25 protein-coding genes are annotated in these 26,674 nt (G+C 37.5%); 12 read left to right on the top strand and 13 right to left on the bottom strand.

The features are described 5' to 3' along the window. Nucleotides 1-2: 2 nt before the first annotated feature. Together BQ4443_RS02325 and BQ4443_RS02320 are read right to left on the bottom strand one after the other, a co-directional pair. Nucleotides 3-968 carry an ABC transporter substrate-binding protein gene (locus BQ4443_RS02325; protein WP_371128778.1) on the bottom strand — a complete coding sequence of 322 codons (966 nt, stop codon included), beginning with the start codon at nt 966-968 and terminating at the stop codon, nt 3-5. Nucleotides 969-1,048: 80 nt separating this feature from the next. Continuing rightward, entirely contained in the window at nt 1,049-1,945 is an 897-nt protein-coding gene (locus tag BQ4443_RS02320) for a spermidine synthase (RefSeq protein WP_023948722.1), read from the bottom strand. 361 nt (nt 1,946-2,306) lie between these two features. On the opposite strand from BQ4443_RS02320, the gene BQ4443_RS02315 reads away from it, so the two are divergent. From BQ4443_RS02315 to xth, 3 genes are all read left to right on the top strand, one after another. Beyond that, nucleotides 2,307-2,807 carry a type VI secretion system amidase effector protein Tae4 gene (locus BQ4443_RS02315; RefSeq protein ID WP_023948721.1) on the top strand — a complete coding sequence of 167 codons (501 nt, stop codon included), beginning with the start codon at nt 2,307-2,309 and terminating at the stop codon, nt 2,805-2,807. Next, nucleotides 2,804-3,253, top strand: coding sequence for a type VI secretion system amidase immunity protein Tai4 (locus BQ4443_RS02310; RefSeq protein ID WP_023948718.1), 450 nt, complete (start codon nt 2,804-2,806; stop codon nt 3,251-3,253). Before BQ4443_RS02315 ends, BQ4443_RS02310 begins: the two co-directional genes overlap by 4 nt. A 72-nt stretch (nt 3,254-3,325) precedes the next feature. Further along, complete coding sequence (gene xth / locus BQ4443_RS02305) at nt 3,326-4,105, top strand: exodeoxyribonuclease III (protein WP_071057934.1); 780 nt, start codon at nt 3,326-3,328, stop codon at nt 4,103-4,105. 146 nt (nt 4,106-4,251) lie between these two features. Here xth and BQ4443_RS02300 read toward each other — a convergent pair whose 3' ends face one another. Both BQ4443_RS02300 and BQ4443_RS02295 read right to left on the bottom strand, forming a co-directional pair. Further along, nucleotides 4,252-4,797 (bottom strand): SecDF P1 head subdomain-containing protein, encoded by a 546-nt coding sequence (locus BQ4443_RS02300; protein ID WP_023948714.1) that lies wholly within the window; start codon nt 4,795-4,797, stop codon nt 4,252-4,254. Nucleotides 4,798-4,918: 121 nt separating this feature from the next. After that, a complete protein-coding gene (locus BQ4443_RS02295; protein WP_071057933.1) occupies nt 4,919-5,644 on the bottom strand; it encodes a pseudouridine synthase in 726 nt (241 codons plus the stop codon). A gap of 60 nt (nt 5,645-5,704) precedes the next feature. Between BQ4443_RS02295 and BQ4443_RS02290 the strand changes: the two genes are divergently transcribed. Then, nucleotides 5,705-6,280, top strand: coding sequence for a chorismate--pyruvate lyase family protein (locus tag BQ4443_RS02290; protein WP_071057932.1), 576 nt, complete (start codon nt 5,705-5,707; stop codon nt 6,278-6,280). 34 nt (nt 6,281-6,314) lie between these two features. Here the strand turns inward: BQ4443_RS02290 and BQ4443_RS02285 are convergent, their stop codons facing one another. Both BQ4443_RS02285 and BQ4443_RS02280 read right to left on the bottom strand, forming a co-directional pair. After that, complete coding sequence (locus tag BQ4443_RS02285) at nt 6,315-6,653, bottom strand: P-II family nitrogen regulator (RefSeq protein ID WP_023948709.1); 339 nt, start codon at nt 6,651-6,653, stop codon at nt 6,315-6,317. A 23-nt stretch (nt 6,654-6,676) separates the two neighbouring features. After that, on the bottom strand, nt 6,677-8,344 hold the full coding sequence (locus tag BQ4443_RS02280; protein WP_071057931.1) for an NAD+ synthase: 1,668 nt from the start codon (nt 8,342-8,344) through the stop codon (nt 6,677-6,679). Between the two features lie 138 nt (nt 8,345-8,482). Between BQ4443_RS02280 and argH the strand changes: the two genes are divergently transcribed. Next, a complete protein-coding gene (gene argH / locus BQ4443_RS02275) occupies nt 8,483-9,880 on the top strand; it encodes an argininosuccinate lyase (RefSeq protein ID WP_071057930.1) in 1,398 nt (465 codons plus the stop codon). Between the two features lie 66 nt (nt 9,881-9,946). On the opposite strand, the gene BQ4443_RS02270 is transcribed toward argH, so the two are convergent. Next, nucleotides 9,947-10,984 (bottom strand): glycosyltransferase family 9 protein, encoded by a 1,038-nt coding sequence (locus BQ4443_RS02270; RefSeq protein WP_071057929.1) that lies wholly within the window; start codon nt 10,982-10,984, stop codon nt 9,947-9,949. Between the two features lie 108 nt (nt 10,985-11,092). Here BQ4443_RS02270 and BQ4443_RS02265 point away from each other — a divergent pair, with 108 nt between their 5' ends. Next, the gene (locus BQ4443_RS02265; protein WP_071057928.1) at nt 11,093-11,866 is read left to right on the top strand and encodes a glycosyltransferase family 2 protein; all 774 of its coding nucleotides are present in this window, start codon (nt 11,093-11,095) and stop codon (nt 11,864-11,866) included. Between the two features lie 26 nt (nt 11,867-11,892). Here BQ4443_RS02265 and recX read toward each other — a convergent pair whose 3' ends face one another. Together recX and recA are read right to left on the bottom strand one after the other, a co-directional pair. Beyond that, nucleotides 11,893-12,423, bottom strand: a complete 531-nt coding sequence (recX, locus tag BQ4443_RS02260; protein WP_083331828.1) for a recombination regulator RecX — start codon at nt 12,421-12,423, stop codon at nt 11,893-11,895. A gap of 283 nt (nt 12,424-12,706) precedes the next feature. Next, entirely contained in the window at nt 12,707-13,783 is a 1,077-nt protein-coding gene (gene recA / locus BQ4443_RS02255; RefSeq protein WP_023948701.1) for a recombinase RecA, read from the bottom strand. A gap of 217 nt (nt 13,784-14,000) precedes the next feature. Between recA and BQ4443_RS02250 the strand changes: the two genes are divergently transcribed. Further along, the gene (locus BQ4443_RS02250) at nt 14,001-14,912 is read left to right on the top strand and encodes a recombination-associated protein RdgC (RefSeq protein WP_071057927.1); all 912 of its coding nucleotides are present in this window, start codon (nt 14,001-14,003) and stop codon (nt 14,910-14,912) included. A gap of 85 nt (nt 14,913-14,997) precedes the next feature. Further along, on the top strand, nt 14,998-15,435 hold the full coding sequence (locus tag BQ4443_RS02245; RefSeq protein WP_071057926.1) for a GFA family protein: 438 nt from the start codon (nt 14,998-15,000) through the stop codon (nt 15,433-15,435). Between the two features lie 76 nt (nt 15,436-15,511). On the opposite strand, the gene BQ4443_RS02240 is transcribed toward BQ4443_RS02245, so the two are convergent. Beyond that, nucleotides 15,512-16,768, bottom strand: coding sequence for a D-amino acid dehydrogenase (locus BQ4443_RS02240; RefSeq protein ID WP_071057925.1), 1,257 nt, complete (start codon nt 16,766-16,768; stop codon nt 15,512-15,514). Nucleotides 16,769-16,942: 174 nt separating this feature from the next. On the opposite strand from BQ4443_RS02240, the gene BQ4443_RS02235 reads away from it, so the two are divergent. Beyond that, a complete protein-coding gene (locus BQ4443_RS02235) occupies nt 16,943-17,500 on the top strand; it encodes a hypothetical protein (protein WP_023948697.1) in 558 nt (185 codons plus the stop codon). 107 nt (nt 17,501-17,607) lie between these two features. Here the strand turns inward: BQ4443_RS02235 and BQ4443_RS02230 are convergent, their stop codons facing one another. After that, nucleotides 17,608-19,854 (bottom strand): nitric-oxide reductase large subunit, encoded by a 2,247-nt coding sequence (locus tag BQ4443_RS02230; protein WP_071057924.1) that lies wholly within the window; start codon nt 19,852-19,854, stop codon nt 17,608-17,610. A 239-nt stretch (nt 19,855-20,093) separates the two neighbouring features. Between BQ4443_RS02230 and norR the strand changes: the two genes are divergently transcribed. Then, nucleotides 20,094-21,671, top strand: a complete 1,578-nt coding sequence (gene norR, locus BQ4443_RS02225; RefSeq protein WP_071057923.1) for a nitric oxide reductase transcriptional regulator NorR — start codon at nt 20,094-20,096, stop codon at nt 21,669-21,671. Between the two features lie 78 nt (nt 21,672-21,749). Here the strand turns inward: norR and BQ4443_RS02220 are convergent, their stop codons facing one another. Together BQ4443_RS02220 and BQ4443_RS02215 are read right to left on the bottom strand one after the other, a co-directional pair. After that, nucleotides 21,750-22,403: a response regulator transcription factor gene (locus BQ4443_RS02220; RefSeq protein WP_023948690.1), complete on the bottom strand. Its 654-nt coding sequence runs from the start codon at nt 22,401-22,403 to the stop codon at nt 21,750-21,752. A gap of 3 nt (nt 22,404-22,406) precedes the next feature. Continuing rightward, the gene (locus tag BQ4443_RS02215; protein WP_023948688.1) at nt 22,407-24,074 is read right to left on the bottom strand and encodes a sensor histidine kinase; all 1,668 of its coding nucleotides are present in this window, start codon (nt 24,072-24,074) and stop codon (nt 22,407-22,409) included. A 164-nt stretch (nt 24,075-24,238) separates the two neighbouring features. Between BQ4443_RS02215 and BQ4443_RS02210 the strand changes: the two genes are divergently transcribed. Continuing rightward, on the top strand, nt 24,239-25,606 hold the full coding sequence (locus tag BQ4443_RS02210) for a cytochrome c (protein WP_031273893.1): 1,368 nt from the start codon (nt 24,239-24,241) through the stop codon (nt 25,604-25,606). Then, nucleotides 25,606-26,499 carry a c-type cytochrome gene (locus BQ4443_RS02205; protein ID WP_023948684.1) on the top strand — a complete coding sequence of 298 codons (894 nt, stop codon included), beginning with the start codon at nt 25,606-25,608 and terminating at the stop codon, nt 26,497-26,499. Before BQ4443_RS02210 ends, BQ4443_RS02205 begins: the two co-directional genes overlap by 1 nt. Nucleotides 26,500-26,674: the final 175 nt, after the last annotated feature.

Genomic DNA, 26,674 nt, shown 5'->3' with positions numbered 1-26,674 from the left:
AATTACTCAATTACTTTAGCTGCCGATTTTACTAAATCGTCACTTAAGGTTACCCCTTGTTCGGCTGCTGCTTTTTTATTGATATGAAGTGCTAAATTTTTAGATGTTTCGTAAGCAATCATACCCGGTTTTTCACCTTTAAGAATACGTGTTACTACAGTTCCTGTTTGTTCGCCTAAATTGAAGTAATTTAAGCCTAACGCTGCAATTGCACCACGAGGAACGCTATCCGTATCAGAGGCAATTAGCGGAATATTTGCTTCATTACCTACTTTCACTAAGGCTTCATAAGAAGAAACAACGTTATTGTCTGTCGTTGTATAAATAGCATCTACTTTACCAACTAAACTACGTGCAGCTGGACTAACATCGACAGAGCGAGGAGCAGCTGCCTCTATTAACTCTAAGCCTTCAGAAGAAAGGATTTCTTTAAGTTTTTTAACTACAACTGCTGAGTTAGCCTCACCGGGGTTATAAACAACACCAATTTTCTTAACCTTTGGCACTACTTTTTTGATAAGGTCAATTTGTGGACCAAGCTCTAATACATCAGAAACACCTGTTACGTTAGTATTAGAAGGCTCTGCTGATTTAACTAACTGAGCAGCGATAGGATCTGTAATCGCTGAGAATACGACAGGAATATCTTTAGTTGCCGCTACCATTGCTTGAGCAGAAGGTGTTGCAATAGCAACAATAACATCAGGTTTTTCACCAATAAATTGACGAGCAATTTGTGCTGCTGTACCTGTATTACCTTGAGCACTTTGATATTTGATTTTAATATTCTTATCTTTTACAAAGCCATCTTTTTCAAGTTGCTTGATTACTCCATCACGTACAGCATCTAAGGCAGGATGCTCAACAATTGCTGTAATAGCTACAAATTTATCTTGAGCTAACGCTGTACTAGCTACGCTTGCCCCTAATAAAACAGCCAATGCTGAAAATTTAAATTTATTAAGCATCATTTACATATACTCCTGAACTGTATTAATTATGAATAGATTGTTATCCGAAAAATAATTAAGTGTAAGGGTAACCGAATTTAAACGTATAACACATTAGGGGAAACCTTAATTTTCTTACTTTGTTTTTCCCACTCTTTTATAAGCTCTTTAGCCATTTGTACCCCTTCTAAATCCGTGTATCGCTGAACCACTTTAGCGCGTTGAATAAGGTCTTCTTTTGATATTTGTATCGCTGGTCCTTTGAACGCCAATACGATACGATTACCATCCTCAGTTTCATCAAAAATCAGTACCCTATCTGAAAAAGCCGCTTTAATATTGTTAATATTTTTTTTGTAGCTCGGATGATGTCCAAATAGATTAACTACCATAATACCAATATTACTTAGTACCTTATAGCAGTCTTGGTAAAAGGCTAATGAGTCTGCAACAGGCCCTTGAGCTGTATAATCATATAAATCCACTAGTAATACTTGAGATTTATCATGATGTGATACACTATTTACCCAGCGTTGAGCATCTTCATGAGCTATCGTTAATCGTGCTTGACGGCGTGGCAGTTTAAAATAGTGATAACAAAACTCGGTTACAACAGGGTTCCATTCAACACAGTCAATATTTGCCCTAGTCAATTTTAGGCATGATCTCACTAAGGATCCAGCACCAAGTCCTAAAATTGAAATATGCTTAACATCCCTACTTTGCAAAAACAATAACCATGCCATCATCTGACGTGTATATAGAAATACTAAATTTGCAGGATTACTGATTTGCATAGCCCCCTGAATCCAAGGGCTATTAAAGTGTAAACAACGGACGCCATCCATCTCAGAAAGGGTTGGCATATCATTCAATTCATCAGGAGCTATTTTAGGCATAGTTGGTGGTTCTAAAGCATTTTTTTGTAAAGAATCAGCGGTTTGTAAGAATTTCTCAAACCAGTGCATAGTAGATAAAAACCAGTCAATGGTCATTGTATATGGATATCCTTAATAACAAGATTAAGTTAACGATAAAGTATACTGTAGATGACGACCTCCCTACACTAATCCTTGTGTGCAGCGTATATTTTCATATTAATACACTCTAGCATTAGTTGAACTTAAAGATGCAATTTTTATACTGTGCATAAGAATAATATTTATCCTATCACTCCAGAGGTAAATATGCGTTACAATATCTTCTTTTATTTGTTAAGTGACATTATCCACTTATACATTATATCTCTGCCCTGGAAAGACAACGTTTTACGGCATAGTGCTGATAAAAAAGCAATTGCCATCCGTGCACTAGCACGCTGATAATTTTTCTGAAAATCAACAATTGGAGTGTTAAATGGCACGACCTTCTTTCTCTCTCGCATGGGACGCATCACAACGAATTTATGATCCTACTAATTCTGGAGAAAAAGTTGCTAAAACAATTGGTGGACTAGTTGAAAAAAATATAAATAATCCAGACACAAAACAAAAATGGAATAACACATGTGCCGTACGCATGAGCTACATCTTAAACCAGGCCGGAATGGTTATTCCAAGAATTCCAGGACAAACCGTATCTGGCGCAGATAAAAAGCAGTATTTTTTTCGCGTCAGAAATCTTATCACTTTTCTAGAACAAAGATGGGGAAAGGCTGAAATCGTCAAATACCCACCATCTGGTGGAGGTGATCTAACTGGAAAAAAAGGATTAATCCTTTTTGAGCTATCTGGCTGGTCAGATGCTCAAGGTCATGCGACACTGTTTAATGGCAGTATTTGTTATGACCGTTGCTACTTCAATGAGCCAGGGGCAAGATATCTTACTGCGCGTGCAAATTTTTGGAGTTTACCATGATAGACGCACTTTTTAGATACCTATTATTTCTGGGACTTGTCCTTATGTCCTCTTTAGTCTACGCAAAGAACGATATAGATACTTCACCACAAGCTGGTACACGAACCTATGCCCAAAATTACAAAGATATGGTCTTAGCCTCTTGTATAGCGAACGCCTATACAAAAGAGAAAAATGCAGCAATTGATGCTGGAAGCAGTGTCAGTGCACTGAGAGATTGGACTTACTTCGATTTAGAAAAGAGTCCCGATGCAATTAAAACTCTTGTGGATACTTATTTGAAACGAGATTATCACAATCCACTTGTCGAGTCAGAAGTCAAGGATGTCCAATTCGATTTTTTGAAATGCTTGGATTTGTACCATAGCAAGGAACTAGAATTGCTTGTCAAGCGTGTTGTCATTAACCCAAAGCGTACTTATCGTCAAGATAACCCGAAGCAGTAAAAACTCAAGAGAAGACTCTTAGAAAAGATGAAAATGTCTCAATCCCTAAGTCAATAGTGAGAGTAATGTTGTATGAAAATTGCTAGTTGGAATGTAAATTCTTTGTCTGTCCGAATTGAACAAGTCATTGGCTGGCTAAAAAACACCTCTGTGGATGTACTATGTTTACAAGAACTAAAAATGGAATCGAGCAAATTCCCAGCACAACTTTTTCATGAACTTGGCTACCAAGCGATTTGGTCTGGACAAAAAACCTATAATGGTGTCGCTATTATCAGTAAAACCCCTCTTACTGTTGAGCAATATAATAACCCTTATTATGCGGATGCACAGCAACGCTTAATTGCAGCTAATATACAAATTAATGATCAAACTATTCGTCTAATTTGTGTCTATTGTCCAAATGGTAGTGAACTAGGTAGTGATAAATTTACCTACAAAATGCAATGGTTTGATGCGCTTAATGTATACCTAAAAGAGCAATTAAATACCTATCCAAACCTTGTACTAACGGGGGATTTTAATATCGCTCCTGATGATAGAGATGTGCATGCAAAATACCAAAGCGATATCCTCGTCTCTCCTGAAGAACGGCAACAGTTTTCTAATCTATTAGCATTAGGGTTGCATGATTCATTTCGTTTATTTGAACAAGAAGAAAAAAGTTTTAGTTGGTGGGATTACCGGCAATTTGCTTTTAAACGAAATGCGGGCCTACGGATTGATCATTTACTTATTTCGAATGCCTTAACGAAGAAATGCACTGCAAGTAGTATTGACAAAGCACCTAGGGGGAATGAAAGACCGTCAGATCATACGCCTGTGATTGTAACCTTAGATATGACGGCTTAATGAGTCGTCAACAACCACAAATTTTATACCCCTAAAAATAGCCATATAAGACAATTTCTAGGGGTATAGTTTACCGCTTGGATTATAAATAGTGACCGAGACTAAAATACTTAGTGCTTGGGCATGCTCTTTTATTAAGAACTAAACTATTCACCATCTAAAATACGTTGTTCAATAATCTGTGCATCTTTAGCGCTTTGCATAGGAATATGTAACGTACCAGATGTGTTTCTAGCATCAATATCAAAAATAGAAATTAACTCATTTTTAAGTGTAAAAATAATATTCTTACCAATATTTTTACCTGTTAGATTGGCTAATTTTTGCGTACCTTGTGGAGAAAAAACCAAATCTAAATAAGGTTGATTTCTTTCATCAACAGCGGCAATCGCATTACTCAAATCACTATAAGTGAGTGTTTGTGTTGGGTCAACATAGACAGTACGACCTTTCTGAGTAACTTTTGTATAACCATCAATAGGAGATGTTGCTCCAATAAACAACACTAATGATGAATTTACTTTGGCTTGTTCAGGTTTGTTAGCTTTACTTGGTGGTGGCGTTGTAGGAATATTGGATGGCAAACTAGAGCTTGAAGAGCTACTATTAATGCCTAGCAATTTGTCTATAGTTTGACAACCAGCTAGAGAAACAACAATACCTGAAATCAGGAACAAACGATTTAAACGCATAACTCTTCCACATTAAGAAAAATTAAAAACAGTATGATAATGTCAAATTTATGAAGGAACTACAAATTTAACATTTTATTAGCTTTTTAAGACTTATTTTATGAAAATAAGCAACACTTGGCTATAGAAAACGTTCAAATGGTTTCAAATAACGCCACTGACCTTGTGGTAAATCAGCTAAAGCCACATTGCCCATACGTACACGTTTTAGACCTACAACCTTCAAACCAACCATCTCACACATACGACGGATTTGACGTTTCTTGCCTTCCCACAAAATAAATCGTAGTTGATCATCATTAATCCATTCTACCTCAGCTTCTCGCAAGGGTTGCCCATCCAAACTTAATCCGTGATTGAGTAACTTTAGACCATTACTAGATGTTTTACCCTCAACACGAACAATATATTCTTTTTCAACATCAGAGTCCTCACCAATTAACTGCTTGGCAATACGCCCATCTTGAGTCAATACTAATAAGCCTTGAGACTCAATATCCAACCGTCCAGCAGTAGCTAAACCTTTTAGATGCTGAGGATCAAACTTATTGTGAGCCTTGTCAAATTGTCGATCAGGTGTAATTAACGACACCGCTGCTTTATAGCCTTTTTCTGCTTGCGAAGATACATAACCAACAGGCTTATTAAGAATAATAGTGGCCTGTTGTGATTGTCGTGCCAAGGCTTGTTTATCTAGCGTTATATTTTGATAAGGAAAGGCCTTATCACCTAGACCCACTACCTTGCCATCAACACGCACCCACCCTCTTTCGATAAATGCATCTGCTTCACGGCGAGAGCAAATCCCCTGTTCACTTAATAATTTTGAAACTCTACTTTTTTCCATGCTTGTTTTTTATAATTAAAAAAATTAAGATAAGTCACTGTCTTCTAACGAATCAAAAAAATGTCACTTTCTATCTATTCTAGTATATGGCGTCCTCAGCCACCAGCCTCGTTAAGTAATTTACAACGTTATTGGCTCAAACGCCCAGGTATTTTAACAAAAGGCCTTAGACAAGTAGGCTCTTTAAAAATCAACGTATTAAAAGAATGTATAGAGTCTTTATCATTAGAAGAAAGTTTGGCTATTAATCAACCAATCAATACCCCTGTTTGGGTCAGAGAAATTGTAATGACAATAGACGATATCCCTTGTGTCTGGGCAAGAAGTCTTACGCCTCTTACTGCTTCACATTCTACATGGAAAGGTATTCGCCGTCTAAATACGCGTCCTTTAGCAGAAATTATTTATCATGATCCAACAATTCAACGTTCAGCATTTGAAGTAGCCAGCATTTATCGCTCAACACAAATTGCTCGCTCACAGCGAAAATACTTTCCTACGAATAAAGAACTATCATTAAATTATGCGAGGCGATCTATTTTTTATAAAAAGCACCAACCACTTATGGTAATTGAGTGCTTTTTACCTGCTTTTTGGCAATTATTAGAGCATCGCCCAAATTTGGCTTACTACTAAAGCTCACACACTAATCGTATAGTCTATGAGCCTTTTATAGTGCCTCATCATTAAGCTCACCCGTTCTAATACGAATAGCCTGCTCTACTGGTGTCACAAAAATTTTACCGTCACCTATTTTACCAGTTCGAGCAGCGCGTACAATCGTTTCTATAGCGGTTTCAACCAATTCATCTTTTACCACCATTTCAATTTTTACTTTAGGTAAAAAATCAACTGCATATTCAGCACCCCGATAGAGCTCAGTATGGCCTTTTTGACGTCCAAACCCTTTAGCTTCTGTGACAGTTAAACCACTAATACCAACTTCACTTAGTTCTTCACGAACTTCGTCTAACTTGAACGGTTTAATAATCGCCGTAATTAATTTCATCAACTTCTCCAAAAACTTATATGTTAATAACGATAACCATTAGTAATTGGCGCTCTCCAATCACGTCCAAAAGCTCTACGAGTTATTTTTGGGCCAGGAGCACCTTGACGACGTTTGTACTCATTAATCCGAAGTAAACGAGCCACTTTTTCCACTTCTTCTGGATTAAAGCCGGCTTCGATAATCTCATCACTCGATTGATTAAGTTCCATCATGCGCTCAAGAATATCATCAAGTACGGCATATTCAGGCAAGCTATCCTGATCTGTCTGATTATCACGTAACTCAGCGCTTGGTGGGCGAGTAATAATACGTTCTGGAATAACACGACCAAGTGTATTACGCCATTTAGCCAAACTGAATACCAATGTTTTAGGAATATCTTTGATAACTGCAAAGCCACCTACCATATCACCATATAGAGTGCTGTAACCTGTTGCTAACTCAGATTTATTGCCTGTATTTAAAATCAAATAACCAAATTTATTGGAAAATGCCATTAGAAGGACACCACGAATTCTCGCTTGAATATTCTCTTCAGTCGTATCAATAGGTAAATCATGAAAGACAGGAGCCAAATTACTTAAAAATGCCTCAAACATCGGAGCAATAGCAATTTCATCGTATTTTACCTTCAGTATTTTTGCCATTTCAGCGGCATCATTAACAGAAATATCTGCTGTATAACGTGAAGGCATCATCACCGCATGTACATTATCAGCACCAAGAGCATCTACGGCTATAGCCAATACAACAGCAGAATCTATCCCGCCAGATAAACCTAAAGCTACTTTTTTGAACCCATTTTTTTGGCAATAATCGCGAGTCGCCATCACTAAAGCTCGCCATACTTCTGACTCAATCCCTTCACTTAGATTTTTTTGCAAAGGTACGTCAATTACTGAAAAACTATTTGGGGCTAATTCAACAATGTCTTTTAACTCAATGCTGTCATTTTCTAACGAGTAAATGCCTAATGCATCCACAAAAGCATTTAACTCACCTGCACTTTTTCCTGTCTTATCTAGTGCAAAAGAGTTGCCATCAAAGACTAATTCGTCTTGTCCACCCAAATTATTACAGTAAAAAATATTCATCTCATGGCTAGAGACATTTTGACGAACAATTTCAATTCGCTGTTCGTCCTTGTGCATAGTATAAGGTGATGCATTGAGTACTAATAGTGTCTGTGCACCTGCTTTTTTTGCATTAGCCGGCGCTTCGGCTAACCATACATCTTCACAGATAACAACACCAAATTTATGACCATTAAGCTCAAAAACACAGGCCTCATCACCTGAGGTGAAATATCGATGCTCATCAAACACACCATAATTAGGTAAGGCATCTTTGTAATATGTACAAATTTTATTACCATTAACAACAACAGAAGCAGCGTTGTACAAAGCGTCTTTTTGCTTATCTAGATGTCCAACAAGAACATATAAATCCTTGAACTCGGCTAGTTGCTTCATCAATAAGACTAAAGCGGCATCATGGTCATTGATAAATTTATTACGATACATCAAGTCTTCTGGTTGATACCCTGTTAATGCAAGTTCAGGTAAAACAAGAATATTAACGCCCTTTTCTGCAGCTTTTCTGGCTGCATTGATAATTAACTCGATATTATGCTGGAACGCACCAACAACAGGATTAATTTGTGCTAAACCAATGAGAAATGAAGACATGAAGACTCACTTAAAAAATAATAGTAACTGCGAGAATTATCACACATTAGCACTATTTTTGCCTTGAATTTATTATAATCAAAAGGAAATTTTTAATATTTAAATCTTTAGGCATAACCCTATTTCTAACCTATCACTATGAGTCAAACACAAAATCAATTCGATAAAAAAAGTGAAGCTTGGTCTGCTCGTTTTTCTGAGCCTGTTTCTGAGCTAGTTAAACGTTATACAGCCTCTGTTTTTTTTGAAACTCGCCTTGCTCCTTTCGACATCCAAGGGTCATTAGCCCATGCAGAAATGTTAAGTCATGTGGATGTAATTTCTCCCAAAGATTATGAAGATATTCAAAAGGGAATGAAAGTTATTCTTGAGGAAGTCCAGTCTGGTAAGTTCTCATGGCAGTTGGATTTAGAAGATGTTCACTTAAATATTGAAAAAAGACTGGTAGAGTTAATAGGTGATGCAGGTAAGCGCTTACACACTGGTCGATCACGTAATGACCAAGTAGCAACGGATATCCGTTTATGGCTACGTCATGAGATTGATATTAGCGCTGATTTATTGAAGCAATTACGCAAAGCTTTAGCAACAACAGCTCTAGAGCATTATGCGACTATTATGCCCGGATTTACTCATTTGCAAGTAGCTCAACCCATTACGTTTGGTCATCATCTATTGGCCTATGCGGAAATGTTTGGTCGTGATTACCAACGATTAATAGATTGCCGTAAAAGAGTAAATCAACTCCCTCTTGGTGCCGCTGCCTTAGCTGGTACCTCATACCCTATTGATAGAGAACGCGTAGCGAAAACACTTTCTTTCGAAGGTATTTGTCGTAACTCTTTAGATGCTGTTTCAGACCGAGACTTTGCTATTGAGTTTTGTGCAGCTACAAGCCTTGTCATGACGCATATTTCACGTCTTTCAGAAGAATTGATTTTATGGATGAGCCCTCGTGTTGGCTTTATCAACCTTGCTGATAGGTTTTGTACTGGTAGCTCTATTATGCCTCAAAAGAAAAACCCGGACGTACCTGAACTTGCCCGTGGTAAAACTGGTCGCGTGAATGGTAATTTGATTGGCTTATTAACACTTATGAAGGGTCAGCCTTTAGCGTACAACAAAGATAATCAAGAGGATAAAGAAGGCTTATTCGATTCTGCTGATACCTTACGAGATACCTTAACTATCTTTATCGATATGGTAAGTGGTATTAAAGTTAGAGCAGATAATATGCGCCAAGCCGCTTTACAGGGCTTTTCTACAGCAACAGATTTAGCTGATTATTTAGTTAAAAAAGGACTACCCTTCCGTGATGCTCATGAAACAGTTGCGTTGGCTGTCCGTGAATGTGAACAAAAAGGGATTGATTTAGCCGATTTAAGCTTAGAAGAACTTAAAGCCTTCAATCAAGCGATTGATAAAGATGTCTTTGAGGTACTTACATTGGAAGGATCCGTCTCAGCCCGTAATCACATCGGTGGTACAGCACCTGAGCGAGTTAAGGCAGAAGCCGAACGTATCTTAGCTGAGTAGCATTGATTAATTAATTTAAAAAAGCTTGTTTAGATTGGTCATTATCTAATATAAACTAAGCTTTTTTTATTTCAATATTCGATCTAAAAAAGTTAATAAGGAAGGTAATACATCGTTGGCAATTGAGATGCTTGTCAAATCATCCTGAGTTTCTTTAGTTTTATTAGGCGAAAAAGCTAAGCGTTTCTCTTCCTCATTAATGGTTTGCCAACGTAAAGGAGTAGCCGATCGTTTACTGGGATAAAATCCTACCGTGTAATTATTTAAGGCACCAGCAATATGCAACGGCCCTGTCGATCCTCCGATAAACACGCTAGCACAAGCAATAGATCGAGCGAAATCTACCATTCCCTGATTTTTATCATAAATAAAAACCCTCTCTACATTTTTTTGGATAAGCGTTTTTAACGTATATGCCTTATCAGCTTCTGCTGGCCCCGCTGTCAATACGACTTGAGCATCATAATGATAGAGAATATGCTCAATAAGATTAGCATATTGATTAAGACTAAGATTATTTGCTGACCCCCCTGTTCCGGCATGCACAAATACCCATGGGGTATTACTATCTAGCCCTAATGCTGACACCAAGTGTGCTTTTTGATGGTCAAGTAAATCAGTGTCGAATTGCCAATATGGTGCTAATACTTCTTTAGGATGAACTTTTTCTAACTGTAAAAAATATTGCACCAATGCTATATTGTAAACATACTCTGGTTGTTTCGATTGGGAGCGTCGTTGCCATAAACGTTGGTTATAAAGGAATTGGAATAATTTTGTCGCTGGCGCTACTCTAGTGGGAATTCCTGCTTTGAATACCAAAGAAGCACTATAAAAGTCAGAAAAAAAATTAATACTTGCATCAAAATGATGTTGTGTAATCGTGTCTAAGAGCCGATTTTTAGCTTCTTTAGGTGCATTTTTACCTGAATCAATAATAATGTCATCCAGATATGGGCAAGCACGTGCAATTTCTGATGTATAAGCAGGTACCAAAGCGGTTAAATGACACTTAGGCAATGAGGCTTTAAGCATAGCCAATGCTGGCCATATCAGCATAAAATCACCAAGCTTATCATTACGTATAATTAGAATTTTTTTCATGGTTTATCAATAAGCAATTATTAATTTAAGCTCTATTTTAAATGACTGCAAACTCAAATAGCATTAGAATGACACTAAATTTTCGCAAAACAAAAGGATTATACTCATATGCCAAGCTTATCTGTAGCGATGATTGTCAAAAATGAAAGTTATCATCTTGCAGCCTGTTTAGACTCAGTCAAAGATTGGGTAGATGAAATTGTTATCCTCGATTCTGGTAGTACAGATGATACACCACTAATTGCTGAAAAATATGGAGCTAAATTCTATCAAAACACTAACTGGCCTGGTTTTGGTAAACAACGGCAACTTGCACAATCATATATAAGTAGTGACTATGTCTTATGGCTTGACGCAGATGAGCGTATTACACCCACTCTGAAAAAATCTATTTTAGAAGCAATACAGGCTGATAAAGACAACGCTATTTATCAAATGCCTAGATTAAGTGAAGTATTTGGTAAAAAAATATATCATTCAGGTTGGTATCCTGATTATGTTCGCCGTCTATATCGAACTCAAACAACACGTTATAACGATAATCTGGTGCATGAAAGTGTGATTATTCCTAAAGGTGTTGAGCTTATTAATCTCAAAGGAGATATCGATCATATTACGTATACCAGTCTACATCAATATTTAGTTAAATCGGCTAATTACGCAAAGGCTTGGGCTGAACAACGACACGAGCAAAACAAAAAAGCGACTCTCTTTCAGGCTGTCACTCATGCAATAGCAACTTTTGGCAAGATGTATATGTTAAAAGCTGGTTTTTTAGATGGCAAGCATGGTTTCCTATTAGCCGTCTTATCTGCCCATTCGACTTTTATTAAATATGCTGATTTATGGTTACGAAACCAACATAACACTAATAAGCAATAAATCTAATATAAAAAAAATTGTGTCTATCACAGTACAATTTTACGAATAACCTCACTACTAAAGCCACGACTACTTAAGAAACGAATTTGTTTTGCTTTTTCCTGAGGTGTTTGAGCTTTTTGGCCATAGAATTTTTTTTCCCATACAGCTAATGCTCTACTCATCTCTGTTTCTTTAAGTGTTTCTCTCAGATCATTCAAACTTTCAGAAGAAAGTTGATGTGTTTTTAAACATTGTAATATTTTCAGATTGCCCCATTTCCCTTGCCGAAAACTAACAAAATTATCGATGAAACGTTGATCAGACTGCCAATTTTCTTTTTGAAGGCGCTGAATCACTTCTTCAATTTTGTCACTATCAACACTATAGTTTGATAGTTTTTTACGCAACTCATGTGCTGAATACTCACGAGAGGATAATAGTGTTACCGCTTTTGTTAATAAATTTACTTCTTTTTGAGGGGGGGTGTCAGAAATAGAACGCTGAGCTCGTGCCCTTTGTTGTCGTTGATTATCACTTTGTGAACGTTGATTATCATCATCAGAACAGTTATTCATCGTAACCTAGTTTATCCTTATGACCATGGTAGATACAAAAATGATGGTTGGCACATAAATCTTTGCTTTACGAGAGAAAGTCTTAACCCACTATCCAGTGTTACTGAGTAAGTTGCTTATTGCCTGTGTATCATAAGGCATTTAATTTATGAGAGAGCTGATTAGTAAAAGCTATTAGATTTCATTTATAGTGCCGCTTGACCTTATCAACAAAGCTTTAGCCATCTAGCATAACACTCACTTTCATCACAATAAAGTGAGTGTTATGCCCTAAAAAATTACACTACTCTTCGACAAAATCCTCGTCTGCATCATCAGCATCGGTATCTGAACTATGAGCAAGCTCAATAATACCTAAATTTTGGCGAATTTTGTTTTCGATTTCACGTGCCATTTCTGGATGTTCACGTAAATATTCACGCACATTGTCCTTTCCTTGACCAATACGTGTACCGTCATAGCTAAACCACGCCCCTGCTTTATCGACAATACCAGCTTTAACGCCTAAATCAATAATTTCGCCCTCTCTAGAGATACCAGAACCATACATAATATCAAATTCAACTTGTTTGAATGGTGGCGCTACTTTGTTTTTGACTACCTTGACTCGAGTCTCATTACCAACAACTTCATCACCTTTTTTGATGGAGCCAATACGGCGAATATCAAGGCGTACAGATGAGTAGAATTTTAAGGCATTACCACCCGTTGTAGTCTCTGGGCTGCCAAACATTACACCAATTTTCATACGAATTTGGTTAATAAAAATCACCATACAATTTGTACGTTTGATGGATGCTGTTAATTTACGTAAAGCTTGACTCATAAGGCGTGCTTGTAAGCCTGGTAAATTATCCCCCATTTCGCCTTCAATTTCGGCACGTGGCACCAATGCTGCCACTGAGTCTACGACGATTAAATCTACTGACCCAGAACGTACAAGAGCATCTGTAATCTCTAGTGCTTGTTCACCAGTATCTGGTTGGGAAATCAATAAATCCTCAAGATTAACGCCTAATTTTGCCGCATATTGCACATCTAATGCGTGTTCAGCATCAATAAAAGCACATGTACCACCAATTTTTTGCATCTCGGCAATAACTTGTAATGTTAGTGTTGTCTTACCACTGGATTCTGGACCATAAATTTCAATGACACGACCTCTAGGAAGACCACCTACGCCTAAAGCAATATCTAAACCTAAAGAGCCTGTTGATACTACTTGTAAATCATGTGCTACTTCATTATCACCGTAGCGCATAACAGAACCTTTACCAAATTGTTTTTCGATCTGGGCTAATGCCGCACTCAAAGCCTTGGCACGTTCTGCAGAGGTCGCTTTTGATTGTTTGTCATCCATAATTAGGGTCCTATGAAATAATAAGTTAACTGCGATTTGTTAGAATATATGTTATTATTACATTAATAATACTGTATGTCTATACAGTGGATGTAAATATCCTACAAATTTATATTTCTACTGAAAGTAGATTCACTTAATTGCTTTGTATTCTAACTTTTTTCAGTAGTAGTTAGTTAAAATAATCCCCTTTCTTTATATAAATTGAGAGCTTTTTATGTGGTTTAAAAATCTAAAAGTATTTCGCCTTTCCCCCTCTTGGAAACCCTCTGCTGACGAGCTAGAGACTCTCTTGGACAAACAACGCTTTGTTGAAGGACAATTCTCAGGGGAACCACTTAATATGGGCTGGGCTCCTGTTTTTGAAGAAGAAGATACGCTAGTACACAAAGTTGGACACGTTTTTTTATGCCGTTTACTCATTGAGAAAAAGTTACTCCCTGCTTCTGTTATTACTCAATTTGCTAAAGCCAAAGCTGCCGAAGTTGAAGAACAGCAAGGCTATAAAGTAGGTCGCAAGCAAATGAAAGAAATTAAGGAAAATGTAGCCGCTGCTCTTAAACCGAAAGCTTTTAGTATTTATAGAGAGACGCGTATTTATTTTGATTTAGATAATCACTGGTTAATTATCGATGCTGGTGCTAGTAGCAAAGCCGATGAAATCATTGGTATGCTAGCCAAAGTATTAGAGCCATTACCTATTCTAAGCTTTATGACTGAAAAATCACCTACTAGCTGTATGACTGAATGGCTCATTAGTGATGAAGCCCCTGCAGATTTTTCGATTGATCAGGACACAGAGCTTAAGTCTATGTCTGATTCCCGTATTAGTGTGCGCTATGCTAACCATTCTCCTGAACAAGATGAGCTGAATAAACATATTACATCAGGTAAAACGTGTACAAAACTTGCGATGACATGGAATGATCGTGTTTCATTCGTCCTCAATGATGCGGGTGATATCAAAAAAATAGCCCCTCTTGAGGTATTAGCAGAGTCTCGTGAAAATGTTGGTAGTGATGATATTATTGAGAACTTTGATGCTGAAATGGCCTTGATGGTTGGTGAGTTTAATGGTTTATTAGTGAGTTTAACTGATGCGTTAGGTGGTGAAAAAGTCTCTAGATAAGCCCAATAACTTGCCTAAAACATAGGCCAACTAGTTATAATATTGTTCGTGTTAATCTTTCAGTAAATTCAAATAGGAGCATCACATGAAGGGACATTGCCAATGTAAGGCTGTTACATTAGAAATAGCTGACACAAAAAAACTACATGCTTGTCATTGTGGCATATGCCGTCGTTTAAGTAATGGTGGTCCTAGTTTTACCATTACGTGCGACAAAAATCCTATTAGTCAAGGTCACGATATGGTTCAACACTATGCTTCTTCGGAATGGGCTGAGCGTGGATTTTGCCAACAATGCGGTACGCCACTTTACTACCATTTGCTTGGAACAGAACAATATTTTGTCTCTGTAGGATTATTTCAAGAGAACCAAGAGTTTGAGATTAATTCACAAATTTTTATTGATGATAAGCCAGACTTTTATACTCTAGCCAATCAAACCCCAATGCTAACCGGCGAAGAAGTGATGGCGATGTATAGCAACGATACACCCATTTCCTCTTCTTCACTCACCAACTCGTAATCACAGCAAAACTCTTTTGTTTATCAATACCTATTCAATGAATGTAGTCAAAGGAGTTTTACTATCATTACTATTACTAGTCTACATATCTTTGCAAATCAAAGCCCTCTGTACTAATTTCTGGTGTTTGGTGAGTAATCAAATCAGAAATATACTTAGCTGATCCACAACTCATCGTCCAACCTAGAGTGCCATGCCCAGAATTAATCCATAAATTAGGGTAAGGTGTTTTACCTACAATAGGTGTCCCGTCAGGAGTCGCTGGACGTAATCCTGTCCAGAATGTTGCCTCATCTAAATTGCCTGCACCTGGAAATACATGATTAAACACCTCATGCAAAGTATCTCTATAACGTTGCTTTAAACTTAAATCAAAACCATTAACACCAGCCATACCACCCATTCGAATTCGATTATCAAAACGAGTTAAAGCAACCTTATAACTTTCATCCAAGACCGTTGATTGAGGAGCTTTTGATTCATCCGTAATGGGAATTGTCAGTGAAAACCCTTTTAAAGGATAAATAGGTACATTAATGCCAACAGACTTTAGCATCGCTGTACTATAAGATCCCAACGATACTACGTAAGCATCAGCTATTTCTAGCTCACCATCTATCCAAACCCCTTTAATTTGATTATTTTGTAATTCTAATTTTTCAATATTTTTATTAAAACGGAAATTAACACCGATATCTTTGGCCATTTGTGTTAATTTCTGGGTAAATAAAAAACAATCCCCAGTTTCATCATTAGGTAAGCGTAAAGCCCCCACAAATTCATTAATTTTGTCCTTTAGACCTGGCTCATACCGAAGAATACCTTCCCTATCCAATACTTCATACGGAGTTCCCATTTCTTTAAGAACATCAATATCCTTGCTAATACCATCTAATTGCTGTTGTTTACGGAATAACTGGATTGTCCCCTTTTGGCGATCCTCATAAGTAATGCCCGTATCCTGACGTAACTGCTGAATACAATAACGACTATATTCAGACATCCTCACCATCCGTTCTTTATTAATAGAATAGCTTTGCTCGTTACAGTTTGCGATTAACTGAGCTATCCATTTGTATTGGGTAATATCTGACGTTAATTTCATAATCAACGGAGAATGCTTTTGAAACATCCATTTGATAGCCTTTAATGGCACGCCAGGTGCAGCCCAAGGGGAAGCATAGCCCGGGGAAATCTGACCTGCATTTGCAAAACTTGTTTCTAGCGCTGAGCCGTCTTGACGATCAATAACGGTTACTTCACACCCTTTTTTAGCTAAATAATATGCGGTAGTCACACCAACAACACCACTTCCTAATACATAAATATGCATTTAGTATCCCCACAAAATAACTAATATCTTTCTTATGTTGAACAATACGGTATTTTAAGAAATGAAACAATAGGTTTTATCAAGTATTGTAATAAAATAATAAGCGAATTATTTTATTTTTAAAGCGGTTAGGTTTATAATCTTCATTCCATTGAAAGAAGGATTAGGTAATTTATGCAGTTGACGTCAAACTCCAAAAAACTCATTATAGCAATTGCAGCAGTAACAGTATTAGGAGTAATTTTGACTCAACCCTCTGCTGATAATTCATCCGAACAACCTTCAGAATCAATTGCCAATACAAGTGGACAGAGTCTAAACCAAAATAATGCTCTAGATCCGACCACTATTAAATCTTTAACCAACCTAACGCAACATGTTGAGTTCTTAGATCATCAGACAGCAGTTCAATATCGTGGCTATATTCAAGGCGTAGGTTATTCTTCTTATCAATTCTTAGCAGAGCAAGGCCAACAGCTACTGATTGAGTTAGAAGCATCAGATAAAATTGAATTACTATTGTATGGAAATACTATCGCACCAATTAAAAGTGGTGTGCCATATACTATTCCAGATAATGGTCTTTATGATTTGCGTGTCCTCTATAAGCCTGATATAGAAGCGGCACAGGCTCAAAAAGCAACTTCACCAGAGATGTATCGTATCTCATTTACCCTAAAAGCAGCACCAAATACCTCTGCAACAGAATCACTGAAACAACCACAATCTTAATACTTACGTTGATTTAAAAAATCACAATTAAGAATGAATTAAGGCTCTCTTCGCAAATGCTTGGAGAGCCTATCACTTATATTAAAACTCTGATTAATCGTATTTGATTAATTTTTTGGCGCTCTATGCAAGAACACTGCTTTACAAATTTCTAGACCAGCAGATAAACCACCGATAATAAAGAGCACGTCAGAAATAGTACGAATCCAACGTAAATTCTCTAAAAAGTCTTGTTGTAAAAATTCTTCACTACGAGCAGACCATAAACCTACATTCACACTTTCGTGGAATTGGAATAAACCGATAGGTAATAAACTAGACAATACCATACCAGCAAGACCTAAGTTTAATGCCCAGAAAGCTAATTTCATTACGCCATTGCTAAATACAAAATTAGGACGTAAATAACGAACAACTAATAAAACGAAACCTAGTGCTAAGAAACCATATACACCAAATAAAGCAGAGTGTGCATGTACTGCCGTTGTATTCAAACCTTGTAGATAGAATAAAGCAATTGGCGTATTAATCATAAAGCCAAATACACCTGCACCTATCATATTCCAGAAAGCAACTGCTACAAAGAACATTAATGGCCAACGTAATTTTTCCATCCATGCAGCTCTTGTACGTAAGCTCCAATGCTCATAAGCTTCATAGCCTAATACGACTAAAGGCACCACTTCTAATGCTGAGAAACTTGCACCTACAGCAACGATTGGAGTTGTTGCTCCAGTAAAATACAAGTGATGGAAAGTTCCTGGTACGCCACCAAGCATAAATAAGCAAGCAGAAACTAAAGAAGCTGTTGTTGCTGTTCTCAATGAAACCAAGCCCATTGAACTAAAGATAAATGCCATTGCTGCTGTCGCAAATACTTCAAAGAAGCCTTCCACCCATAGATGAACAACCCACCAACGCCAGTATTCCATTACCGCGATATTAGAACGTTCACCGTAAAATAGACCACTACCATAGAACAGACCAATAGCCACAACTGATGCTGTAAATAAGGCTAATAAGTTTTTATCGCCACCTTGTTTGAATGCACCAACTAAGCAACGAGCCATTAGGAACAACCAGAAAGCAATTCCTAAGAATAACGCAAATTGCCATAGGCGACCTAAATCAAGATATTCATAACCTTGGTGACCTAACATAAAGTTAAGTTCAGCAGGCATTTGACCCGCAATAGCCAGATAGTTACCAATAAATGAGCCTACAGTCACCACGAGTAAGGCAACAAATAATACATTAACACCTAACGCCTGACCTTTTGGATCTTTACCACCGTTCACAATAGGTGCCAAGAATAAACCAGCTGTTAAGAAACCAGCGGCAATCCATAGTACGGCACTTTGTAAATGCCATGTACGAAGTAATGAGTAAGGGAACCATTTTGATAGCTCAATACCATAGAAAGTCTGACCTTCTACCGTATAGTGAGCAACAGCACCACCCATAAACATTTGGAAGGCAAATAAAGCTACTGTTAAGAAAGCATATTTACCCAATGCTTTTTGAGATGGTGTTAATTTAAATGTTGAAATAGGATCAATTGTAGGTGCTACAGGTTCTGTTTCATGTTTAGTTGAGAATGCCCAGCCCCAAACAAGTAAACCAATACCAGCAATTAATACGACAACACTGATGATTGACCACATTACATTTTCAACAGAAGGCACATTACCAATAATTGGCTCATGTGGCCAGTTATTGGTGTAAGTCACTTCTTTGCCGGGACGCTCTGCTGAAGCAACCCATGTACTCCAGAAGAAGAAGTTTACTAATTTATCACGACGTGCAGGATCAGCTAAGGTATTGCTTTTCATTGCATAGCTTTCACGTGTTGAATTTAAAGAAGCATCATCTCCATATAAAGCATGGTAATATTTAGCCACTTCTTTCATCGCTTGTGCTCGACGTGGTGAAATGGTAATTGCCTCGTTACTATCAATTGTATTAGTACGATATTCTTTTTTTGCTGCCGCTTCTAGAATAGCTTTTTGCTCTTCATTAGCTTTATCAAAAGTAATACCAAATTTCTCTTGAGAAGCCAAATTTAACCACGTGATTAACTCACGATGTAACCAATCGGCAGTCCAATCAGGTGCTTGATAAGCACCATGTCCAAATATCGAACCGTTTTGCATACCACCAGTACTTTGCCAAGCAGATTGACCTTGAAGAATGTCTTCTCGGGTCATTAGTACTTCACCTGTTGTCGCTACTTTTACCTCTGTTGGTATAGGAGGAGCATTTCGGTAAACATCAGATCCCAAATACCCTAATAGGGTAAAAGTCACTAATAAAATACCGAGAAGCCAGTACCACAGCTTTTTATAATTTCCCATAACTTTTCCTAAATTTTTTTAATAACCATATTCATAAAAGAATCTATGAATGCACTTTCGAAGGTAACCTTGATGCATGTCAAACCTAGTCAAGACAACTATCTCAGCTACCGCTACAACTCACCAAGCAAAATTCATGCCAGTTTTATATTTAGAGGGCAAGCAATACAACTTATTCATTAATGGTAATTTTTACCTTATAATTTTAGGTATTATTTACCTACTGGGTTAAAAATACCGTGATTGATAGCCGCATTATCGAAGACCTAACAAAAGAATTGTCTCCCAACATTCGTTTATATCGACTTGTCTCGGTTATTAAGTCAGAGTTTAATTGTAGTGCCGTCGGCCTATTGCGGCTGCAGCAACAAACATTACACATGGTCGCGGCTATTGGACTTAGCCATGACACATTAGGTCGTCAATTCAAAGTTGATGAACACCCTCGATTAAAACATATTATTGCTGCTAACGGACTCGTCCATTTTGATCAAAACTCCCCTCTTCCTGATCCTTATGACGGCCTCATTGATAGCTTAATGGAAGATAGTACAAGCACAAAATTACATGTCCATGACTGTGTAGGGGTTAAACTTCATATCAATAATCAACTGTGGGGAGTGCTAACATTAGATGCCATGGAAAATTCTTTTAATAATGAATTAAAAGAACGGCTACTGGCAAATATTTGGTGGTTTGAAACAAGTATTCATATAGCTGAGTTAGAGAGCTTATTAGCAAGCCGCTATACTGTTAACCAATTTGAAATGACTATTGAGCATAGAAACTCAGCCAAAGATATTATCGGTAATAGCCCTGCCATACTAAAGCTGTTTGATGAAATGAATATTATTGCTGATGCTGAATTGCCTGTACTTATTATGGGTGAAACTGGCGTTGGTAAAGATTTGGTCGCTCATTATATTCATGCACAGTCTAAACGTAAAAACAAACCAATGGTCGTGGTTAATTGTGCTGCCCTTCCTGATGCTTTAGCAGAAAGTGAATTATTTGGTCATGTTAAAGGGGCATTCTCTGGCGCTATTCAAGAGCGTGCTGGTCGTTTTGAGGTGGCTAATAATGGCACTTTATTCTTAGATGAAATTGGTGAACTAAGCCTACCTATTCAAGCCAAATTATTACGAGCTATTCAAAATGGGGAGATTCAACGCTTGGGCTCTGATACTGTCCATCGTGTTAATGTTCGAATCATTGCTGCAAGCAATCGTAATCTTTTAAAAGCAGCAGAAGATGGGATTTTCAGAATGGATTTATTTCATCGTCTCTCTGTCTATCCTATTGAAGTCCCCCCTCTTCGAGAAAGAGAGAAAGATGTCTTACTCTTGGCAGGACATTTTCTTGAGTTAAATAGAGCACGTTTTGGTTTACGCGGATTACGCCTAAGCCCCCAAGCGAGTCATTTATTGACCAGCTATCATTGGCCTGGGAATGTTCGAGAGCTCGAGCATGTAATCAGTAGAGCAGCTCTCAAAGCTATTAGCGCTGGCTATAACAACAACACAATTGTGACCTTAGGTAGTGAGCATCTTGACTTAATTGACGGTCATCACTTATATACTGACTCCGCTAGTGCTAGTGTCAATACAATAGCAGCAATTCCCTTGTCAGCCCAATCTTCAACTAGCCAAATGCAAACTCTAGGGCCGTTAAAACTATTAGTGCAACAATTCGAACACGATTTGATCAAAAAAACATTAGAGAGCACTCAATATAACTGGACACAAGCAGCTAAAATTCTGGAGATTGATGCGAGTAATCTTCACAAACTAGCTAAAAAGCTTGGCCTAAAACAATAAATATCAATTAGTCTGCATTGATACTGCCCATATCAGGCGTAGCCTATTTGCTAAGAGCTAATTTACAACGCCAGACTGTCACTCTCTATTTTCAGTTATGTCTTTTATTTCATGGTATACGCTCATAAATTGCGTAATATGAGTACAAGAAAATTTAGACATGATTTCTGAACGATGTACTTCTACTGTGCGAGTAGAAATACATAACTCATCAGCAATTTCTTTATTTGTCACCCCTTCAGCCATTAGATGAAATAGCTGCTGCTTTTTGGGACTTAATTGCTCATAAATACGCATTAATTCTTGCTGACGATATTTAAGACAAGTAAAGTGAATTGCTACCTCAATCGCCAAAAGCAACTTATCCGCTGAAATTGGTTTTTGCAAAAAATCAATCACGCCATTTTTTAGCAAATGAACAGCCGTATCAATATCGCCATGACCTGTGATAATAATTTGAGCGATCACACTATTTTTTGCGTTTAATTGATGACATAATTCTTCCCCTGAAATATACGGCATACGCAAATCAATTAATGCTACTCCAGGGCTCTTTAAATCAACATGTGCTAAAAAATTTCTAGCATCTGACCATAGTTGATATGAATATCCTAGTGACTCAACAAAAAAAGCACAGGCATTTCTCACTGATGCCTCATCATCAATGATATGAATAGGATAATTTAATTTTTTTTCATCAGATAAATGAGGTTTATAAGCTACATTTTCCATCTTTTACTCAGTTGGCACCCAACTCAATATAATTTTTGCACCTTGTTGATTAGATAAATTTTCTAGTTTCATACTCATATTCATACTCTTAGCCATTCGTTCACAAACAACTAAACCAATTCCCAAACCATCTGGCTTAGACGTTCTAAATGGAATAAAAGGAAAATTCAATTGTTCTGTCGTAAAACCAGTTCCATCATCTATGATTTCGATGGTAGATGAGTTTGCTCTCAAAATAATCGTTTGAGCATTAGCTTGAACACTATTTAGCACACAGTTAACTAAAATTTGTTTTAACTTTACTTCGTCTGCCATTACATAATCTTTGGGACTACCCTCAATTGTAATGGATAGATGATGATTATGCTGCTGAATAAAAAAGTTAACCTCTTCAAAGACTTTTATGATCTGTAGCTTTTTCATCTCATCACTAGGGTGAAGCTTACTCCAACGTCGAATATTTAGAATTATTTGCTTAGATGCCTCAATTTCTTTAGCCATATTATCTAAAGCAGTCGTCAGTTTATCTTCTGTTAATTTTTGTGCTTTTAATTGTAATTTAAGACCATCCACATAATAGGCCATGCTAGCCAGTGGCTGATTAAGTTCATGAGCAATACCAGATGTCATCTCGCCTAATGCATAAAGCCTATCCGCCTTATACATCATCTGCTCCGTTTTAAGTAATGCTTGGTTTGCCTTCTGATAATCATGCAAACGCCTTCTGGCTAGATAAATCGCCACTATATGATTTACCGCCATCAATGCACTAATCAGTCCCAACAACAAAAACCATAGCCAATATTTACTAATAAAGATTTTTAGGCTATCCCACATATTATGCTGATAAGGGTGACGCCCTAACTCAAATAAAATCTTTTCAGCCTCTTCAGTTGCTTGTGGAACTTGCCAATGAGGTAAGTCGTCAGGAACCTCTTCTGAAAGCAAAGCACGCACAATTTTTTTATTAAGTGCAGATGGCGTTTGTGACATTGCTACAAGTAACCAATTTGCTTTAAAAATAATATTACCTCTACATTTTGCATTAGGCACATTAGGTTGTAATAGTTTAAAGTCTTGGCTAATTCCTTCTCTTACTTTTTCTTCTAATTCTTCCATTAAACAAAAAGGCATAATAGCGGCATCTACTTCGTGGTTTGCTAATAAAGATAACACTTTACTTACAGGATACTCGGTAAAGCGTATGAGTAGGTCGTTTTCAGTAACACCTTGTTGTTGTAAGGCGGCTAACCCTGCTAAAAAACCACCAAATACCAATGGAGAAACAGCGGCAATTTTCTTATGTTTAAGCTCTTTTAATTCATTAATTGAACTCTCTTTATTTACCCAAATCGCACTACCAATTTGATAATCATTGAATGACTTCATCGTAGGATGATTCTCAAGGCTCGCCAATCGTTGAAAAGCAATAGGCTCTGGTAAGAGTAATAATTGCATAGGTTGAGCAATGACAAAATCTAAACGATTACTCTGTAAGGATTGTTGAAAATCATTAGTATTTAGCGCCACCAAACTAAAATCATCATCGACAAATAGTGATGATAACCAATCAATCCATGGTTGCCATTCTTGTTGCGTACTACTTGCACCATTGGGTGCTTGAATACCAACTAACCATGTCTTAGCATAAAGCGGCGTGGCAACGCACATCAACCATGCTATAGTCAGAATCGTCTGCACACATCGTTTTACATTTGGTCGCAAATTTTTGATAAAAATCAACATTTATGGGTAAATGTGGTGAACCACAATATCATTAAAAGACTCAACTTAGGATAATAACATTGATATATCCAAACGTTGAGATGAATATGATGAAAAAAAGATACATAGCTCTATTGGGCGTTGCTTTTGCTGGATTAGCAGCATACGCTGGTTCACACCTGATAATGTCTTCACGTCAACAAACACTACCCAATGCAGTAACCGATGCTGTTTCTCCTATTGATAGTGCGTTCTTGGCAGAAGACTCTTTAGTCATCAAGGGAGAATATATTGCCAGAACGGCAGACTGTATTGCCTGTCATACTGCTCCCGGTGGTAAAGAATTTGCAGGCGGTCTCGCTATGCAAACACCTGTAGGGGCAATTTACTCAACAAATATCACCCCTGAAGCAGATACTGGTATTGGTAATTATTCATTATCTGATTTTGTAAATGCTGTAAAACATGGGGTTAGAAAAGATAAATCACCTCTCTACCCTGCTATGCCTTATCCCTCTTATACGCTAATGCCAGACGAGGATATCAAGGCTTTATATGCTTATTTCATGAAAAAAGTAACGCCTGTTCGCCAAGCCAATCCGAGTAATACACTACCATTCTGGATGAGTATGCGTTGGCCTGTCGCTTATTGGCAAATGCTTTTTTCACCACAACGAGAATTCGTTCCTGACTCTACCAAAGATGCCAAAATTAACCGTGGTGCCTACCTTGTAGAAGGACCTGGTCACTGTGGTGCTTGTCATACGCCTAGAGGTCTTGCTTATCAAGAAAAAGCCTTTAATATGCAAGATAATGATGAATTTTTATCAGGTGCTGTTGTAGATGGATGGCGTGCCAAAAGTTTACGTGGCGAAGGTAATGGTTTAGGCGAATGGACAACTGATGAATTAGTCATGTTTTTTAAAACTGGGCGTACGGACAAAACAACTGCTTTCGGTGCCATGGGTGATGTGATTGAACATAGTACCCAATATATGACCGATGATGATTTAATGAGTATGTCTATGTACTTAAAATCACTACCCCCTGTCAAAGGTCGTGCTATAGAACGCCCTCGTCAAGAAGACAAAACTACCGACAAATTATTAGCTGGGTCTGATTTAAGCCGTGGTGCATTGTTATATACAGAATACTGTATGACATGCCATCGAGCAGACGGTAAAGGCGTTAGCCGTATCTTCCCTGCCCTAGATGATAATACGGCGGTTGTCGCTAACAATGCACAATCAGTCATCCAAGTTACGTTAGAAGGTAGCCGTATGGCAGATACTAAACATGATCGCATGGCATTTACAATGCCTGGCTTTGAATACTTGGGCGATAACGATGTAGCTGAAATTGTGAATTATATCCGTACATCTTGGACCAATAACGCGCCAAAAGTAAATGCTCATGACGTTAATAAAGTCCGTCGGTTTATCAATAGCAAATCAGCTCATTATGTAGGAGAAAAATAATGAAATATCATAAACTTTTAGTTCTCTCTATGCTATCAGCTGCTTTAGCACTAACCGCTTGCTCTGATGAGGTAGCTCCTGCAAAACGCAAAAATTATGCTGTTCAGGTGAAAGAAGATATTGTCAAAACAGACTATCAAGCCCCTGTATTAGCTAATGTTGTTGGACATAAGAATGCTGATTTAATTATTTATGGTTCACGTTTACTAAACGAAACTAAGCGCCTATTACCTGAAAATGTAGGTGCAAGTATGAACTGTAATAGTTGCCATATTGCTAGTGGTAAAGAAGAAAAAGGTGCTCATTACCTAAACTCCTTCTATGCTTATCCTAAAAAAATGCCTCGAGCAGGAAAAGTTATCGACTTAAAAGCCCGCATCAACGGCTGTTTCCAACGCTCCATGAATGGCAAGCCACTTGACCCTAATTCAAAAGAAATGCAGGCAATGATTGCTTATATGGAATGGTTAAGCGAAGGATTGCCCAAAGGAGCAAAAATCAAATCTGATATTGGTGGTCAAATAAATACTAAGCTCGTTCCTGACACAATCAGAGGAGAGAAACTATATAGCCAACATTGTGCCGCTTGTCATGGAAACAATGGTGAAGGGTTGAATGATAGTCGTGGTAATATCGTATTCCCTCCTCTATGGGGCGACCATTCATTTAACATCGGCGCTGGTATGGCTCGTACTTATAAAGCAGCCGCTTTTATTCGTGATAATATGCCCATGTCTGTGCAAAAACATGGCGGCTGGGGTCAAGGTGCTGTACTAACAGACCAAGATGCTGTGGATATTGCTGAGTATTTTACTCATCAACCTCGACCAGACTTTGCAGGTAAAGTTAATGACTGGCCAAATGGCAATAAACCGAAGGATGCACGTTATTAATTAAACGTCTCTTTTATCCCTCTAAAAATAAAGCTTTGAGTAAAAGCAAGGCTTTATTCACTTTAGTCAAATTATTCAGATTATTAACAATAAAATTTATATCCAAATTTGCCATACAAATTTCGAGTTTAGAAACCCAAAACAGTCAAAAAATTACGCCTTATTCAAAATAGTA

Source organism: Pelistega sp. MC2 (assembly GCF_900099475.1).
Taxonomy (GTDB): Bacteria; Pseudomonadota; Gammaproteobacteria; order Burkholderiales; family Burkholderiaceae_B; genus Taylorella; species Taylorella indica.
The sequence above is the reverse complement of the archived record's forward strand: the minus strand, read 5'-3'. Positions and strand labels throughout refer to the sequence as shown.